General features: G+C 54.2%; 13 protein-coding genes. 12 read left to right on the top strand and 1 reads right to left on the bottom strand.

Features of this window, described 5'->3' with window-relative positions; translation table 11 throughout:
* The first annotated feature begins 23 nt into the window (after window positions 1–23).
* From MHI42_RS05385 to MHI42_RS05340, 10 genes are all read left to right on the top strand, one after another.
* On the top strand, window positions 24–461 hold the full coding sequence (locus MHI42_RS05385; protein WP_042136559.1) for a YlbF family regulator: 438 nt from the start codon (window positions 24–26) through the stop codon (window positions 459–461).
* Between the two features lie 42 nt (window positions 462–503).
* Window positions 504–767 (top strand): YlbG family protein, encoded by a 264-nt coding sequence (locus MHI42_RS05380; protein WP_020432997.1) that lies wholly within the window; start codon window positions 504–506, stop codon window positions 765–767.
* 435 nt (window positions 768–1,202) lie between these two features.
* Entirely contained in the window at window positions 1,203–2,768 is a 1,566-nt protein-coding gene (locus MHI42_RS05375) for an ethanolamine ammonia-lyase reactivating factor EutA (RefSeq protein ID WP_342423030.1), read from the top strand.
* Window positions 2,769–2,789: 21 nt separating this feature from the next.
* Window positions 2,790–4,145 carry an ethanolamine ammonia-lyase subunit EutB gene (locus MHI42_RS05370; RefSeq protein WP_342423029.1) on the top strand — a complete coding sequence of 452 codons (1,356 nt, stop codon included), beginning with the start codon at window positions 2,790–2,792 and terminating at the stop codon, window positions 4,143–4,145.
* 20 nt (window positions 4,146–4,165) lie between these two features.
* A complete protein-coding gene (gene eutC, locus MHI42_RS05365) occupies window positions 4,166–4,876 on the top strand; it encodes an ethanolamine ammonia-lyase subunit EutC (RefSeq protein ID WP_342423028.1) in 711 nt (236 codons plus the stop codon).
* Between the two features lie 610 nt (window positions 4,877–5,486).
* Entirely contained in the window at window positions 5,487–6,395 is a 909-nt protein-coding gene (locus MHI42_RS05360) for an EAL domain-containing protein (RefSeq protein ID WP_342423027.1), read from the top strand.
* On the top strand, window positions 6,376–7,344 hold the full coding sequence (locus MHI42_RS05355; protein ID WP_342423026.1) for a GGDEF domain-containing protein: 969 nt from the start codon (window positions 6,376–6,378) through the stop codon (window positions 7,342–7,344). The genes MHI42_RS05360 and MHI42_RS05355 overlap by 20 nt, the downstream gene beginning before the upstream one ends.
* A gap of 117 nt (window positions 7,345–7,461) precedes the next feature.
* Window positions 7,462–7,899, top strand: coding sequence for a hypothetical protein (locus tag MHI42_RS05350; protein ID WP_171716548.1), 438 nt, complete (start codon window positions 7,462–7,464; stop codon window positions 7,897–7,899).
* A 120-nt stretch (window positions 7,900–8,019) separates the two neighbouring features.
* Window positions 8,020–8,919: a selenium metabolism-associated LysR family transcriptional regulator gene (locus tag MHI42_RS05345; protein ID WP_171716441.1), complete on the top strand. Its 900-nt coding sequence runs from the start codon at window positions 8,020–8,022 to the stop codon at window positions 8,917–8,919.
* A gap of 85 nt (window positions 8,920–9,004) precedes the next feature.
* On the top strand, window positions 9,005–9,904 hold the full coding sequence (locus MHI42_RS05340; RefSeq protein WP_342423025.1) for a PHP domain-containing protein: 900 nt from the start codon (window positions 9,005–9,007) through the stop codon (window positions 9,902–9,904).
* Window positions 9,905–10,057: 153 nt separating this feature from the next.
* Here the strand turns inward: MHI42_RS05340 and MHI42_RS05335 are convergent, their stop codons facing one another.
* On the bottom strand, window positions 10,058–11,944 hold the full coding sequence (locus MHI42_RS05335) for an NFACT RNA binding domain-containing protein (protein ID WP_342423024.1): 1,887 nt from the start codon (window positions 11,942–11,944) through the stop codon (window positions 10,058–10,060).
* 190 nt (window positions 11,945–12,134) lie between these two features.
* On the opposite strand from MHI42_RS05335, the gene MHI42_RS05330 reads away from it, so the two are divergent.
* Window positions 12,135–14,945 carry a calcium-translocating P-type ATPase, SERCA-type gene (locus MHI42_RS05330; protein WP_076245435.1) on the top strand — a complete coding sequence of 937 codons (2,811 nt, stop codon included), beginning with the start codon at window positions 12,135–12,137 and terminating at the stop codon, window positions 14,943–14,945.
* Between the two features lie 112 nt (window positions 14,946–15,057).
* Window positions 15,058–15,894: a diaminopimelate epimerase gene (dapF, locus tag MHI42_RS05325; protein ID WP_342423023.1), complete on the top strand. Its 837-nt coding sequence runs from the start codon at window positions 15,058–15,060 to the stop codon at window positions 15,892–15,894.
* Window positions 15,895–16,202 lie beyond the last annotated feature (308 nt).

The following is a 16,202-nucleotide window of genomic DNA, read 5'->3' as shown; positions in this document are numbered from 1 at the left end:
AATGCAGAAAAGAGTTGAAGTTCATGAGCGTAGCGGAATTAAATACGGTCGATATGGCCGAAGTGCTGACATACGCCTATGAATTAGGCGATATGATTAATCAATCCGCCGAAGTGTCGGATTACTTATACTGGAAAGGGCGGGTCGATCAGAGCCCCGAAATCCAGGCCATGGTCAGACGGCTGCAGAGCAAGAAGGAGCTGTTTGAGGAGACACAGCGGTTTGGACATTTTCACCCGAACTATCATTCGGCCAAGGATGAGGTTGAGTTAGTAGAGCGGGAGCTGGAACAGTTCGAAGAGGTTGTCCGCTTCAAGAATGCGGAGAAGACGCTGGATGATATTCTTCACTCCATGTCTGAAGCAATCGCCTTCTCGGTATCGGACAGCATCAAGGTTCCGAGCAATGACCCGTCCCCCAAAGGCGGATGCGGCAGCGGAGGCAAATGCTCTTGCGGATAAGCTGGCCGTATAGAGAATAGAGAAAGAAAGGCGGATGAGCTTATGTTTGCGGAACGGACAGGTTATATCGTTTGGGTTAGCGACGTCAAGGCAGCGCGTAACCTGGAGAAATACGGAACACTGCACTATGTTTCCCGAAAGATGCACTATGCGGTAATGTATGTGAACGCGGAACGCGCCGAGGAAGTTATGAAGAATGTCCGCAGACTTTCCTACGTGCGTAAGATTGAGCGTTCCTACCGCAATGAACTCAAGACTGAATACACCAGCAATGGGCCGGACAAGTCCCGTTATTACGGTTTGTAAATTCAAATATAGCCATTTTGGACAGGCGCCGCTGGCGTCTGTTTTTTTGAATTTAATATATTTTATGATCACGTAAACAATGTGCCAGCGGTAGGACAGATGAGCCAAATGTATGTGAAAAACCGAGTACAATGTGCCAAGAATAGGGTAGAGGATGAGCCAAATGTATGCAAAAAACCGAATACAATGCTCCAGAGATAGGGCAATGAACCGAATGGGGTATGATTACCTTGGAATCTGCCGAAAGCGGGATGGATGACATTTTCCCGGGGGAATGTTAACTAAATTGACAGCTAATCGCCGGTGACTTACTATATCCTCAAGGAAAGCAAGCTGATCCCGCTGGGATTATCTGCAATAGATATATACAATAAATACAACACAATAAATACAACACAACGAGTTCAACAGAGGTCTCAGACGTAATAGGCACGCATGGCAGAGCGATGCAAGGCTGATAAGGCGTCTTTTTTTATACTTTGGCAATTATTTTGGCCACTGCAGCAGGCGGGAGGGAACGGCATAGAACCGAAGCGCGAGATCACCAGTGTCGGAATTGATATTGGAACGAGTACGACTAAAATAGTCTTCAGCAGACTTACGGTCGGACGGAGATATGGTCTGTCCATGCTGCCGCAATATCAAATCACGGAGCGGAATATTATCTATGAGAGCCCGATGCATCTAACACCGCTGATAGGCGAATCGCAAATCGATCTTCCGGCGCTACAGCAGATCCTGTCGGCAGAGTACCACAGCGCGGCACTGAAGCCTGAGGAGGTAGATACAGGGGCTGTCATTATTACTGGAGAAACGGCGGTAAGATCGAACGCGGATTCCATCCTCCATCAGCTGGCGGGGGAGTCGGGAGAGTTCGTGGTTGCCCAGGCAGGCGGGGATCTGGAGGCTGTCCTTGCAGGCAAAGGCGCTGGAGCGGAAGCTCATTCGCAAAGAGCGGCGGGGACGATAGTCAATGTGGATATCGGAGGCGGTACGGCAAACGCGGCATATTTCAATAGCGGAAGTTGCATAGGAACCTTGAACTTTCATATCGGCGGCCGGCTGATCATGCTGGATAAGGCTGGAACCGTAGCGAAAATATATCCCGCAGCCCGGCAATGGCTGAACCGCGAAGGGCTGTGGCTGCAAGAGGGGGAGCAGGCGGATTGGCCTGTGCTGCAGGAGATCACCCGGAGATGGAGTGAACTGCTGCTGGAGGTCCTGCTTAAGGGCAGTGATCCGCAAGCCTGTCCATTAATCTATGGTCACCCGGACCTTCCGGCTGCATTTGCAAGAGAGGCTACAGTTACGGAGCTTTGGATCTCCGGGGGTGTGGGTGCATTAATGGAGCAAACCGCTCCCCGCAATATCGCGGAGACTGCAAGATATGGGGATATCGGGCCGCTGCTGGCTCATGCCATTAAAAAGGCGGCCGGACACTACCCGGTGAAGCTGCAGGCCGCTCCAGGCGCGCAGCGGGCTACAGTAATTGGTGCCGGTGTTCATACCCTGCAGCTCAGCGGCTCAACGGTTTATGCAGACCCCAACCTGCTGCCGCTGCGGAATATTCCCGTTATAGAGCTGGTCTGGCCTGTACAGGTCCAGGACGTTGAGCAGCCGGATGCGTTTTTAGCCTCTATACAAGCGGCTTTTGCTGCGGGAGCCATAAGGCATGGTTCAATTGAAACGGAAGCAATGCAGTTTGCAATCGCCATCCCGGAAATCACCCCCTGCTCCTATGCTGTGTTACGCCGGATTGCTGAAGCAGTGACCGGGTGTTCCCGGAAGTATAAGCTGAAGCTTTGCATCCTGATCTGTGAGAATGACATTGCCAAAGCTTTGGGCAATTGTATCTATCTGCTATCCCAAGGCCGGCAAGCCTGCGTCTGTCTGGACCAGATTACTGTGGCGCATGGCGATTATATTGACATTGGAATCCCGGCGGACGGGAATTATATACCGGTTGCCGTCAAGAGCCTGGTTTTCAATTCAACAAATTAGGCGGAAAGGAAGTGATAACCGATGAAGCTGACAGTCTCCCTGCTTGGCGAGAGCTATCTGTTTCATGATCTGAAGGAGCTGTTCGCCAAAGCGAATGAAGAAAAGTCCGGGGACCAGCTTGCCGGAATCGCTGCAGCGGACGACCGCGAACGGATGGCAGCCAAGCTTGTGCTGGCCGATTTGACGCTGGCGGATATCCGCAGCCACCCGCTGCTGCCGCCCGAGACGGACGAGGTGTCCAGAGTGATCGAAGAGGGAGTCGAAGAAGCGGTCTACGAAACGATCCGCAGCTGGACGGTTGGAGAGCTGAGAGAACAGCTGCTTGCTGCCTCTGAGAGTGAGTTGCGCCGGATCGGCAGTGGCCTGAATAGTGAGATGGCTGCTGCGGCTGCCAAGCTGATGTCCAATCTGGATCTGATCCAGGCCGCGGCCAAGTGTGAAGTGATTACCCGCTGCAATACTACGATGGGAGAACGCGGCCGGCTCGGGAGCCGGGCCCAGCCCAATCATCCTACGGATGATCCGCTGGGGATGAAGGCCTCAATCTATGAAGCGTTGAGCTACGGAATCGGGGATGCGGTAATCGGTATCAATCCTGTCATTGATACAACAGACAATATTATCCGCCTCCTCCACGAAACCAAAGAGGTCATTCACAGATGGGGCATACCGACGCAGAACAGTGTGCTTGCCCATGTGACCACCCAGATGAGAGCGATATCCAAGGGGGCTCCGGCGGATCTGATCTTCCAGAGTCTTGCCGGTACACAGAGCGGTAACCAATCCTTCGGGATTGATCTGCGGCTGCTGCAGGAGGCGGATCAGCTGATCCGGGAGTCCGGCACGGCCAGCGGGGAGAACCGCTGGTATTTCGAGACGGGGCAAGGGTCTGAGCTGTCAGCGGGCGGTCATCACGGTGTGGACCAGCTTACACTGGAATCCCGCTGCTATGGACTGGCCAAAGCGTTCAAGCCGTTTCTGGTGAACACCGTCGTCGGTTTTATCGGACCCGAGTACCTGTATGACAGCAAGCAGGTAATCCGGGCCGGGCTTGAGGATCATTTCATGGGCAAGATCCAGGGACTCCCGATGGGTGTGGATGTCTGTTATACGAACCACATGAAGGCAGACCAGAATGACATGGATAACTTAGCTGTCCTCCTGGCGGCCGCCGGAGTAAACTTCTTCATCGGGGTACCGATGGCGGATGACTGCATGCTGAATTACCAGTCGACCAGCTTTCATGATATTGCTACTGTACGGGAGCTGCTGCGTCTGCAGCCGGGGGCAGAGTTCTCAGCTTGGGCGGAAAAAATGGGCATCCTGAAGAATGGCCGACTGACTGTACTTGCCGGTGATCCGACGCGGTTCATTTAAACAATGAAGGAGGAGCAAGCATGGTATTCCACGATCCGGAGGGAATGGAAAGATTGCGTAAGGCTACACCGGCGCGGATCGGCACAGGCCGGGCAGGAACACGGCCGACGACCCGTGAGCAGCTGCAGCTGCGCCTGGATCATGCGGCTGCAGTCGATTCAGTATACGGCAGCGTCAGCAGCACCTTGCTGGATGAGCTGGAGCTGTTTGCAATTGACTCAGAGGTGACAGACAAGGAGCTGTACCTGAAACGGCCGGATCTGGGCCGGCAGCTGCCGGAGAGCAGTATCCGGCTTCTGCGGGAGCGCTGTATCCAGGCTCCGCAGGTGCAGATTGCGGTGTCAGACGGACTAAGTGCCTATGCCATTGAGAGCAACCTGCGGGATATTTATCCGGCGCTGCTGGACTCTCTGGCAGTTCACGGGCTTACTGCGGGGACGCCGTTTTTTGTGCGGAAGGCCAGGGTCGGCTGTATGAATGCTATTGGAGATATTCTGGAGCCCGAAGTGATTGTAATGCTGATCGGAGAACGTCCGGGACTGATCACCTCCCGGTCCATGAGTGCTTATCTTGGCTACAGGCCGCGTTCCGGAATGACAGATTCCCAGCGGATGGTTCTATCTAACATTCATCAGGGAGGTACTCCTCCGGTAGAGGCCGGCGCCCATCTGGGCAGCCTGATCGCCAGGATGCTGGAGCTCAGAATGAGCGGAGTCGGCCTGGAGCTGTAACTGAGCTTTAATTCTAACGTATCCTATAAGTCTCATGTTCTTTTGTGTTGCTAACCTAACCTCATTCCGCCAATGCGGGCCTGAGGTTATTTGCTGTACCTGGAAATACCTTAAGTATGTTCCGGTTAGTACGACAGCTCATTTAATGCAGCAATTTGTGTATCCAGTTTCAATTGGATAATCAGTGATAGTTGTACTTTGTACAGTTAAAAACCGCGAATAGATGTGTTTGCTCCGTATAACTGTATTCTGTACAACTAAATCTGCCAGAATCGGTGGAAACCTTCTGCTACAGCCACTTTAATTGCACGAAATACAACTAAATAGAGAGGGGGGGGGAGAATCAGAGGATTTAGTTGTACAAAGTACAATTAAGCATACCGGATACTCCTAGGCATATACCATAACCGGATCACTGCAGACCCTCAGCAGACGTTTTGCCTAAGTGATTTTTACTAGTGTGAATCTGACGCTATACCAGTCCGGGCCTGTCCTAAATTACTGCCGGAAACCGTTGACTGCCGCCAATAGTTTATACCTGCTTAATACTTCCGGACTATGCTGGAGAGAGGGTGACAAAAATTCACGAAGAAAACATACAGGTGATAAAATGAATAAATCAGGGACACTGTCCCGCAAGCTGGCGGCGCTGCCGCAATACTTTCAGCATCTGAGCGGAAGATTCAGGGAAGAAGCCAGGGAGCTGGGCAGATTATCGATGCTGCTTGATATTATGGATAAGGAGATGCTGGATACATACTTTCAGCCGATTCTGCATTTGCGGAGCGGAATAACGATCGGACATGAAGTGCTGAACCGTCCGCCCAGTTCCCCGCAGTTTCCGAGCACTGAGCATTTCTATGATTTTGCCGGAAGGACAGAGCAGATGTTCAGATTCGAGCAGTATTGCCGGAGAATGTCCTTGTCCCGTTATATGGAGAGGCTGCCGGAGGCTGATGCTGCGGGTGATACACTGGTATTTGTTAATGTGCATCCGGGGGTGCTGAATGATTCCCGTCACAAAAGCGGTGAAACCCTTACCCTCCTGAAGGAGCTGGGGCTTGCGCCGGAGCGTGTGGTGTTTGAGCTGACGGAACGTCAGGCTGTGCAGGATTATATCGGATTCGAGAAAGTGTTGTCCCATTATCGCGAACAGGGCTTCAGAATTGCGGTGGACGATGCCGGCTCCGGCTACAATAGTCTCAAGACGCTGGTCTACCTGAAGCCGGAGTTCATTAAGCTGGACAAGTCGCTGATCCGCGGGATTCACAGCAGCAGGGAACAGCAGGAGCTGCTGGAGCTGGTCCGGGAATACGCGGAGCGCTCGTCTACCCGGGTGATTGCCGAAGGCATCGAGACGGCGCAGGAGCTGCTTTTTTTGCAGATGGCGGGAGTGGAGTTTGGTCAAGGTTATGCGCTTGGAAGACCGGCCCATCTGCCTGAGCATGGAGGATTTCCGTCTTCGGCACTGCCGTTTCCAGTAAGAGGAGGGTATAGGCATGTTTCTTCAAATTGGTGAAATCGCCGAACAGATTCCGGAAATTACGATCCATCACAAATGTGAGTACGTAGATCAGATTTTCAAAAAGAATCCACAGCTCCAGGGCGTCGCAGTAACTGACAATGGCTGTACGGTAGCGCTCATCATGAGAATCCGTTTTTATCAGCAGATCGGTACGCTGTATGGTTATACGCTGTATATGGGCAGATCCGTGGAGCTGGTGATGGATAAAAATCCGCTTGTGGTGGACTATAAGACGCCGATCATTGAGGTGAGCAGGCTGGCTATGGCCAGGAACGAAGAGAATCTGTACGACTATGTGATCGTCACCCACGGGAACGCATTGTCCGGAGCGGTGAGCGTGCGGGATCTGCTGCTTAATTTTGCGGAAATCCAGGCGGTGGCGGCCAGCTTTCTGAACCCGTTAACGGGACTGCCGGGCAATGTCAGTATTACAGAGTGGATGGTTAAGTCGCTGCTGCAGGAGCAGTTCAGTGTTCTTTACATTGATCTGGATCACTTTAAGGCCTACAACGATACATACGGGTTCAAGGAAGGCGACCGGATGATTCAGGCTACGGCGGAGCTTCTGAAGCATGAGGCGCTGCGTCTGGACGGTTTTTTGGGACATATCGGCGGGGATGACTTTATTATCTTCATCAGACATTATCAATATGAGGAGTGCTGCAGGAGCATCATCAGGGCGTTCGATATGGTGGTACAAGATTTCTATCATGCCGGGCATCTGGCCCAGCAGTTTGTGCTGACCGAGAGCCGTTCAGGACGGATGGAGGAGATTCCGCTGGTCTCGATCTCCATCGCCGTTGTAACCAACCGCAGCCGCAGATTCGCTTCGGTTGAGGATCTGTCCGAAGAAGCGGCCCGCTTCAAAAAAAGCTGCAAAATGATCAAAGGCAGCAGCTATGTCGATGACAGCGATATCAGCCTGTACAAGATCGGACACTAAGACTCACGCCTGTACACTTCACAGGGAGGGCGGAATGCTTGAACAACAGACATCAATGCGGTAAGATTGACAACAATAAGAGCATGCCAAGACCCTTTTACGTGGAGTGTGATGACAATGCATGGCAAGGGGATGGAATGGTGGGGGGCGTATGAGCCCTTCCATATCGTGCTGAATAACTACGGGATTGCCGATATCGTGCTTACCCAGCATGCGAAGAGCCGCTATGCGGACCGGGTCGCTGAGGAGAATAACGGGAACGGCGAAGTGACGGCATGGATCTGGCAATGCTTGAAGCAGAACAGGGTTAGACCCTATTCGCACAGTGAGTATAATGCCTATCTGATCGACGATGATACGGTGATTGTGGTCGATTTCAGGCAGCTTGAGGGCGTAACCACGCTCTCCGGTGAGCCGCTGTACGTCATGGTGGTGGTGTCGTTTCTCGGCCGGATTTCGGCGACTCCCCAGCTGCGGGATCTCAAGAAATACTATTCGTGGCTGCGCCACTCCCGCCGCATGAAGCTGATGAAGAAGCGCCGCAGACGCAAGTAGAAGAGAGTATGGCAACGAAGGCATGCGGCTTATGGCTGCGTGCCCTTTTTTGAAGAATTGCCATTCATTCGAAGCAAATCGCCACTTTGAGTGGTTATTTTGAAAAGGAGTCAGAAAAGCATGAACTTTCACCAGCTACATATTTTTTATACCGTATCCGAACGGGGCAGCTTCTCGGCGGCGGCACTGACGCTGCATATGACACAGCCCGCAGTGACGATGCAGATTCAGGCGCTGGAGGATTATTTCGGAGCCAAGCTGTTTGACCGGTCGACTAAAAAAATAATGCTCTCCGAAGCCGGCCGCACGCTGATGCCATTCGCGCTGCGCAGTATGCAGCTGATGCGGGAGACGGATCAGGCGATGTCAGCCTTCACCCATATGCTGGAGGGCCGGCTGCAGCTGGGCGCAAGCCTGACGATCGGCGAATATGTGCTTCCGCGCCTCCTCGGCCCCTTCGGCAGGGAATACCCGAACATCTCAATCATGATGAAGGTGATGAACACCACGCAGATTATGGAGGAGATTAACAAACACCAGCTGAACTTCGGGCTGATCGAAGCGCCGGTGTCCCATCCGGATATGGTCATAGAGCCGGTCATGGGCGATGAGCTGAAGCTGATCGTTCCGCAGGGTCATCCGCTGGCGGACCAGGCTGAAGTTAGCCTAAGTGATGCGCTCGGCTATCCGTTCGTGCTGCGTGAGCAGGGCTCAGGGACACGGAGAGTGATGGAAGAGCAGCTGGTAGCGAAGGGGCTTGATCCCGGTGCCATGCGGATTGTGATGGAGCTGGGCAGTACAGGCGCAGTGAAGTCGGCAGTGGAGGCCGGGCTTGGAATTACGATTATTTCAACATCATCGGTTAAGCATGAGGTGGCGCTCGGACTGCTGAAGATTGTCAATCTTACAGATGCCTCATTCAAACGGCAGTTCTACGCGATTCATCTGAAGTCGACGCTGCTGCCGATATCGGCTGTAACGTTCCTGACCTTCCTGCGCCAGCATGCGGACGGGCAATAGAACGGCTAAGGCGTCTGTACTGGGGCGGGGTCCGGGGCAGGAACCCGCAGACAAGATATAACTTGGAGAATGGAGGGGGATTCATATGGAAGAGAAGAATAATAACAGTGAACATACGCAGGGAATCGAAGAGGGGCCCGCGCCGGGAAGATGTGATCTGCATAGCCACACACAGGCTTCTGACGGTATGCAGCCTCCGGCTGAGAATGTGCGTCTGGCTTATGAGAAAGGGCTGGCAGCGGTAGCCATTACCGACCATGATACCGTAAGCGGTATTGCAGAAGCGCTGGAAGCCGGTAGGCGGCTGGGAATTACGGTGGTTCCCGGTGTAGAGATCAGTACGCGGGCCGGAGGGAAAGAGATTCACGTGCTCGGCTATTATATCGATACAGAGCAGGAGCTGTTCCTGTCCCGGCTGGAACAGCAGCGGAATACCCGCCTGGGGCGAAATGAGGCAATAATAGACAAGCTTCGCGGGCTGGGGATTGAGATCAGCATGGAGCAGGTGTTATCGGGCATGGGCCGGGAGCTGAAGCCGGATGAGAGTGTCGGCCGGCCGCATATTGCCGATGAGCTGGTGCGCCTGGGAGCAGCAGCGGACATGCGGGATGCGTTCGATAAATATCTGGCTGAAGGTGCAGCGGCGTATGTATCGCCTCCGCGCATCACGCCGGAAACCGCCTGCCGCTGGATACAGGAAGCGGGCGGTGCGGCGGTGCTGGCCCATCCCGGCATTTACGGGGATGATGAACTGGTGCGGAAGATCCTGGAGACCGGTGCTCTGCGCGGAATCGAGGTCTACCATTCCGATCATGGTCCGGCGGAGCATGAGCGTTATCTTGCGCTGGCTGAGGAATTCGGCCTGCTGGTCACCGGCGGCTCGGATTTCCATGGGGCGCGGCAAGGCGTGATTTTCCACGGGGATATCGGCAGTGTCCATGTCTCCACAGCTGTGCTGGAGCAGTTGAAGGCAGCCCGAAGCTGAGCCTGAACCTGAATGGTAAGCGATCCGCTTAAGGAAGGGCCGGCAGCCTGTGAAAATACCTGCCCTATGAAATTAGAGGGCGGCAATACCAAAAACAACCTCCATTCCATTGGCGATGACGCCAGTGGATGGAGGTTGTTTGGTTAGCCGGGACTAGCTTCGCAGAACACTTGCCAGACCTTTGATACGCTCTTCATCCGGTGTGACGAATAGCGTCCGCTGATGATCGTAGATGACGAAGCCCGGTTTCGCCCCGCTTGGTTTGCGGACGTACCGGATCAGGGTGCTGTCTACCGGAACGCTGCTCGACTGCTTCGCCTGGCTGAAGTAAGCGGCGAGCTGGGCAGCTTCTTCTAAGGTTGCATCGCCGAATTCCTCGCTGCGGATGACTACATGCGAACCCGGAATGTCCTTCGTGTGCAGCCAGGTATCGTTCGCCGAAGCCAGACGGTTGGTGACATATTCGTTCTGCAGGTTGTTTTTGCCTACATAGATGTCGATGCCTTCAGAAGAGGTGAACACTTGCAGAGTAGGGCGGGTGGCCTTTTTCTTCTTTTTGCCCTTTTTGCTGCGGTCCCGCAGGTAGCCCTGACTTACCAGCTCCTCACGGATTTCCTCGATATCATTCAGTGAGGCGTGGGCGAGCTGCTGCTGCAGCGTCTCCATGTAGGCAATCTCCTCATGGGTCTTGAGCAGCTGTTCGCCAATGACCCGCAGGCTGTTCTTATATTTGTTGTATTTCTTGAAATAGCGCTGCGCATTGTCCGTAGGGCTTAAGAGCGGATCTAGCGGAACAGTGATTTCTGCCTGATTCTCATCGTAATAGTTTACTAGCTTTGCCGTCTTATCCCCTTTGTTCAAAGTGTGCAGGGAAGCGAACAGCAGCTCGCCCCAGATCCGGAACTGGTCGGCGTCCTGGGCCTCGTCCAGATCCTTCTGCAGATTGGCAAGCTTCTTGATGTTTTTGCCGCGTTCATTGCCGAGGAAACGGATCAGGTCGCTTACCCGCTGCTTCACGGTATCCTTCTCCGCTTTATCCCCGTAATAATCCTCCAGGCATGTGCTGATGGAGCTGTACTGCTTCACATTCCCGCCCATCAGCTTCAGCGGTATGGCGGAGAAGATGGGCTTGCCTTTGGCATTCAAGCCGGAGACCGGCGAGAACCGGAGCTCCCTAACCGGCTCCATTACAGAATTGAAGGCTTCCCACAGCTGGTCCGGGTGGTTTACCCCGCTGCTGAACTCCTGGGCATCGCCCCCGAGTGCCTTGTAGCGGTGGACGATCTCACCGGCAATGAGCGGACTCAGGCCGTTAAAAGCATGCACCAGCCAGCCCGCCGGGTCGGCTGATGGGGAAGGGCCGCCAGAGCCGTCGGCTTTCGGTTCTTCCAGTGAGGCCAGAAGCCCCGCAATTTCGCCCTCGATCATATCCTCCTCAGGCTCCTCCGGATGCTCCGCAGCATACAGGGCATCTTCTTCTGCCGAAGCCATCAACGAGATGAAAGCGGCCTGGCTTATGCCGAGCGGATTCAGCTTATGCTGCTGCGGCGGCTCGGTATAGGCTGCTCCAGGCATAACGACCCGGTAGCTGCTGATTGACGGGGTGACGTGATGAATCCCGTCGATAATCGTGCCGGTGGACAGCTCGGTCAGAATGATGTTGCTATGCCGTCCCATCAGCTCAATGATGATCTTTTTGGCGGAGACATCTCCCAGCTCATCCCGGGTCCTGATAGTGATATGAATGATCCGCTCCATGCCCACCTGCGTGATGCTCTCGATGGTGCCGCCTTCACAATGCTTGCGCATCAGCATGCAGAACATGGGCGCTTCCGCCGGATTGATAGTGCTTCTCTCGGTCAGATGCAGCCGGGGATAGGTCGGATTCGCTGACAGCAGCAGCTTGCCGCCGCCGCCCGCACCGCGAAGGGTGAAGATCAGGTCATGTGTGCTGGGTTGATATATTTTGCTGACGCGTGCACCAATGAAGGATTGAAGCTCATGCACGATCGCTTTGGTAACGATGCCGTCTAATGCCATGATAAAGTTCTCCTGTCGCCTAAAAATAATGTACTCCCCCTATGATGCCATACTTTCACTCGTTTGCGCAAAAGGAGAAACCCGATGCGGTGATAATTTGGGACGACCATGAATACACTTGGACATGAACAGGTGGAAAAGCTGTGCGCCGCCGGAAGTCAAGAAACGACCGGGAGGGGAAAGATAAGTCATGGAACAAAAAAGTTGGCACCGCCTCGGTGCAGAGGAGCTGCAGGAGATGTTCAGCGTTCATCCGGGAGCGGGTCTGAGCGCGGAGGCTGCTGCAGAGAGACGTAAAGAGAGCGGGTACAATGAGCTGTCGGAGGGCAAAAAGGTATCGCCTGTTACGCTCATGCTCAATCAGTTCAAGGATTTCATGGTGCTGGTGCTGATGGGTGCGACACTGGTATCCGGCCTGCTCGGCGAATATCTCGATGCGATTACGATTATTGCCATTATTCTGCTTAACGGGGTGCTCGGTTTCGTACAGGAGTTCCGCGCCGAGCGTTCGCTCCGGGCACTGAAACAGCTGTCTGCCCCGTCTGCCAAGGTATTGCGCGGAGGGAAGCAGGAATTGATTGCAGCCAAAATGCTGGTCCCCGGTGATATCGTCCTGCTGGAGAGCGGTGACCGTATCCCTGCGGATGTCCGCTGGCTGCAGTGCAGCGCCCTCTACGCCGAAGAATCGGCACTGACGGGGGAATCCTTACCGGTCTCCAAGCATGCGGAGGCGATTCATGCCGAAGAGATTCCGCTTGGCGACCAGAAGAATATCGGCTTCATGGGCACGATGGTGACCCGGGGAACAGGCCGGGCAGTCGTCATCCGCACCGGTATGAATACCGAGATGGGCAAGATTGCCGACCTGATCCAGAATACCGAAACCCAGGAAACGCCGCTGCAGCACCGTCTGGAGCAGCTTGGCAAGATTCTGATCTATGTCTCCCTGGGTCTCACGATTGTCGTTGTTCTTGCAGGGATTCTGCATGGACAGCCTGCACCGGCGATGTTCCTGGCAGGTGTCAGTCTGGCCGTAGCAGCCATTCCGGAAGGTCTTCCGGCGATTGTAACCATTGCTCTAGCCCTGGGTGTCCAGCGGATGATCAAGCGCAAGGCTATCGTCCGGAAGTTGCCGTCCGTAGAGACCCTGGGCTGTGCCTCGGTCATCTGCTCGGATAAGACGGGGACGCTCACTCAGAATAAAATGACGGTAACGCGGGTGTGGAACGGCGGACGGAGTCTGGAAGTGACCGGAGAGGGTTATTCGCCTGCGGGACATGTACTCCATAAAGGCAAGCCTGTAGATCTGAAGAATGACCAGAGTCTGCGGCGGATGCTGCAGGTGGGCGCTTTATGCAGCAATGCTGAGATTTTTGAGACTATTGCTGATACACGCGGCAAGAAGAAGGGCAAAGGCGCGGAAGCCGAAAAGGTTGCAGACACCCAGTCTGTGTGGGAGCTTAAGGGAGATCCGACAGAGGGTGCGCTGGTAACCCTGTCTGCCAAAATGGGGTTAACCGCACAAACGCTTGCTGTTACCTATACCCGGGAAACGGAGTTTCCGTTTGATTCAGAACGCAAGCTGATGTCTGTAATCGTCAGCCATCCCGGCGGACGGATGATCTGCACCAAGGGCGCACCTGATGTGCTGCTGAATTGCTGCTCCTATATGCTGTGGGAAGGCGGAGTAGTTCCTTGTACGCCAACCTTGCGCCAGAAGGTGCTGGAGGCCAATGAGGAAATGGCCGGAGGTGCGCTGCGCGTACTGGGGATGGCATACCGCGAGATGCGTACCGGAGAAGTGGCCGGCAGCGAGAAAGAAGCAGAATGCCAGCTTGTCTTCGTAGGGCTTGCCGGAATGATTGACCCGCCGCGCCGTGAAGTGCGCGATGCTATTCAAGTTACCCGCCGGGCCGGAATCAAAACCGTGATGATTACCGGAGACCATGGAACGACTGCGGAAGCAATCGCCCATCAGCTCGGCATTCTGCAGCGTGGGGGAACTGTCCTGACCGGCAGCCAGCTTACCCGGATGGACGATGATGCACTCGACAAAGTGTCCGATAACGTCTATGTATATGCCCGGGTATCTCCCGAGCATAAGCTGCGGATTATCAAGTCGCTGCAGCGCCAGGGCCATGTGGTGGCGATGACCGGGGATGGTGTGAACGATGCTCCGGCAATCAAGGCGGCCGATATCGGAATCTCCATGGGTATCACCGGCACGGATGTAACCAAAGAAGCATCATCACTTATCTTAGGGGATGACAATTTCTCGACGATAGTTGCAGCCATTGAAGAAGGCCGGAATATCTATGAGAACATCCGCAAGTTTATCCGCTATCTCCTGGCTTCGAATGTCGGCGAGATACTGACGATGTTCTTCGCCATGATGCTGGGGCTGCCGCTGCCGCTGGTGCCGATCCAGATTCTCTGGGTCAACCTGGTCACGGATGGACTGCCGGCGATGGCGCTGGGGGTAGACCAGCCGGAGAAGGATTTAATGGAGCACAAGCCCCGCGGAGCCAAGGAGAATATCTTCGCCCGCCGTCTGGGCTGGAAGATCGTCAGCCGCGGTCTGCTGATCGGCCTCTGCACTCTGGCCGCATTCTGGCTGACGCTGCGTATTGCTCCGGATAATGCACAGCAGCTGGTGCGGGCCCAGTCGGTTGCTTTTGCCACACTGGTTATGGCCCAGCTCATCCATGTCTTCGACTGCCGCAGCTCCCGGTCGGTATTCCACCGGAATCCGTTCCAGAACAAAGCACTGGTGCTCGCCGTTCTGTCATCCGTGATCCTGATGCTGGCCGTTATGTACCTGCCGTTCCTCCAGCCGGTATTCAAAACCGTTCCGCTCAGCTTCCGCGAATGGTGCCTGGTGCTGGTGATGGCCGGCGTTCCGACTTTCCTGATGGGTGCAGGCAGCGTCTGGGGCGGCAAGAAGAACCGCAGCCGCAGCGGCGGACGGCAGATGATAAAAAGTACAAAGTTTTCGGCATAAAATCAATAGCATCACTCCACTCCTTTAAGGTATGCTGGTTACACTGGGAAGCTTGGTTTACGATGAACCGGCTGGCATATTTCAAACAAAACTTTTAGGAGTGGACGATACAATGGAATTTACTAAGATGCACGGACTAGGCAATGACTTTATAGTTGTATTCGGCGAAGAGGAGCTGCCGGGCAATGCTTCGGAGCTGGCAGTTACGCTGTGCAACCGGTTCTTCGGCATCGGCGCTGACGGGCTGGTGTACATTCTGCCTTCAGAGCGCGGTGATTATATGATGCGTATCATGAACTCTGACGGCTCGGAAGCCGAGCAATGCGGCAATGCCATCCGCTGTGTCTCCAAATATGTGTATGAGCACGGACTGGTGGAATCGGAGCAGATTGTGATTGAAACGATTGGTGCCGGTGAACAGAAAGTGTCCCTGAAGGTAAAAGATGGTGTAGTGGAGACTGTTACGGTGGATATGGGCGAGCCGGTTCTGTCAGGACTGCAGATTCCGGTAGCTATCGATGCGGTGCCTGTGCTCGATCAGCCGATTGAGGCGGACGGAACGGAATTCAAATTCACCGCCGTATCCATGGGCAATCCGCATGCGGTTATTTATGTAGATGATGCTGTATCCTTCGACCTCGGAACATGGGGACCGAAGCTGGAAGTTCATCCGCTCTTCCCGCGCAAAGTAAATGTGGAGTTCGCTACCGTTGTGGACCGCGGACATGTGGATATGCGCGTCTGGGAGCGCGGTGCCGGACCTACACTGGCCTGCGGAACCGGAGCCTGTGCCACTCTGGTCTCCTCCGTACTGAACGGGGTAACAGACCGTTCGGCCTGGATCAGTCTGAAGGGCGGCGACCTGTTCATCGAGTGGAATGAGGAAGATAACCATGTGTATATGACGGGTCCTGCTCAGGTTGTGTATACGGGCTCGGTGGATATTTAAGCCGGATTAAACCCCATAGCAATAGATATGGAATCCCCCGCGAGCTGCGAGCTTGCGGGGGATTTCTGCATCCGCCGGGCCTTCACCCGGTGGAATTTGAACTTTTTAGCTGCTGCTGGAGCACGAGTTCCCTGATGAACTCCGCCAATTGCACCATAGCCCTCCACTTTTTAAAAATCCTGCCCAAAATACAACATTTCCTACTTTAATCAGCTCCAAATCCGGAATTGTTGTACGAAATACAGAATTTCTCCTCCGCTAAGCCACTTAGCGAGATAATTCCTGTATTTCATACAACAATCCTCTAG

It is taken from the genome of Paenibacillus sp. FSL E2-0178, from assembly GCF_038593005.1.
Taxonomy (GTDB): domain Bacteria; phylum Bacillota; class Bacilli; order Paenibacillales; family Paenibacillaceae; genus Paenibacillus_AQ; species Paenibacillus_AQ phytohabitans.
This window is presented reverse-complemented; position numbering and strand designations above follow the sequence as displayed.

What these genes read in the sequence shown, in the direction of transcription:
- MHI42_RS05385 (WP_042136559.1), top strand. Translation starts at nt 24, where the DNA reads ATGAGCGTAGCGGAATTAAATACGGTCGATATGGCCGAAGTGCTGACA.
- MHI42_RS05380 (WP_020432997.1), top strand. Translation starts at nt 504, where the DNA reads ATGTTTGCGGAACGGACAGGTTATATCGTTTGGGTTAGCGACGTCAAG.
- MHI42_RS05375 (WP_342423030.1), top strand. Translation starts at nt 1,203, where the DNA reads ATGGCAGAGCGATGCAAGGCTGATAAGGCGTCTTTTTTTATACTTTGG.
- MHI42_RS05370 (WP_342423029.1), top strand. Translation starts at nt 2,790, where the DNA reads ATGAAGCTGACAGTCTCCCTGCTTGGCGAGAGCTATCTGTTTCATGAT.
- eutC (WP_342423028.1), top strand. Translation starts at nt 4,166, where the DNA reads ATGGTATTCCACGATCCGGAGGGAATGGAAAGATTGCGTAAGGCTACA.
- MHI42_RS05360 (WP_342423027.1), top strand. Translation starts at nt 5,487, where the DNA reads ATGAATAAATCAGGGACACTGTCCCGCAAGCTGGCGGCGCTGCCGCAA.
- MHI42_RS05355 (WP_342423026.1), top strand. Translation starts at nt 6,376, where the DNA reads ATGTTTCTTCAAATTGGTGAAATCGCCGAACAGATTCCGGAAATTACG.
- MHI42_RS05350 (WP_171716548.1), top strand. Translation starts at nt 7,462, where the DNA reads ATGCATGGCAAGGGGATGGAATGGTGGGGGGCGTATGAGCCCTTCCAT.
- MHI42_RS05345 (WP_171716441.1), top strand. Translation starts at nt 8,020, where the DNA reads ATGAACTTTCACCAGCTACATATTTTTTATACCGTATCCGAACGGGGC.
- MHI42_RS05340 (WP_342423025.1), top strand. Translation starts at nt 9,005, where the DNA reads ATGGAAGAGAAGAATAATAACAGTGAACATACGCAGGGAATCGAAGAG.
- MHI42_RS05335 (WP_342423024.1), bottom strand. Translation starts at nt 11,944, where the DNA reads ATGGCATTAGACGGCATCGTTACCAAAGCGATCGTGCATGAGCTTCAA.
- MHI42_RS05330 (WP_076245435.1), top strand. Translation starts at nt 12,135, where the DNA reads ATGGAACAAAAAAGTTGGCACCGCCTCGGTGCAGAGGAGCTGCAGGAG.
- dapF (WP_342423023.1), top strand. Translation starts at nt 15,058, where the DNA reads ATGGAATTTACTAAGATGCACGGACTAGGCAATGACTTTATAGTTGTA.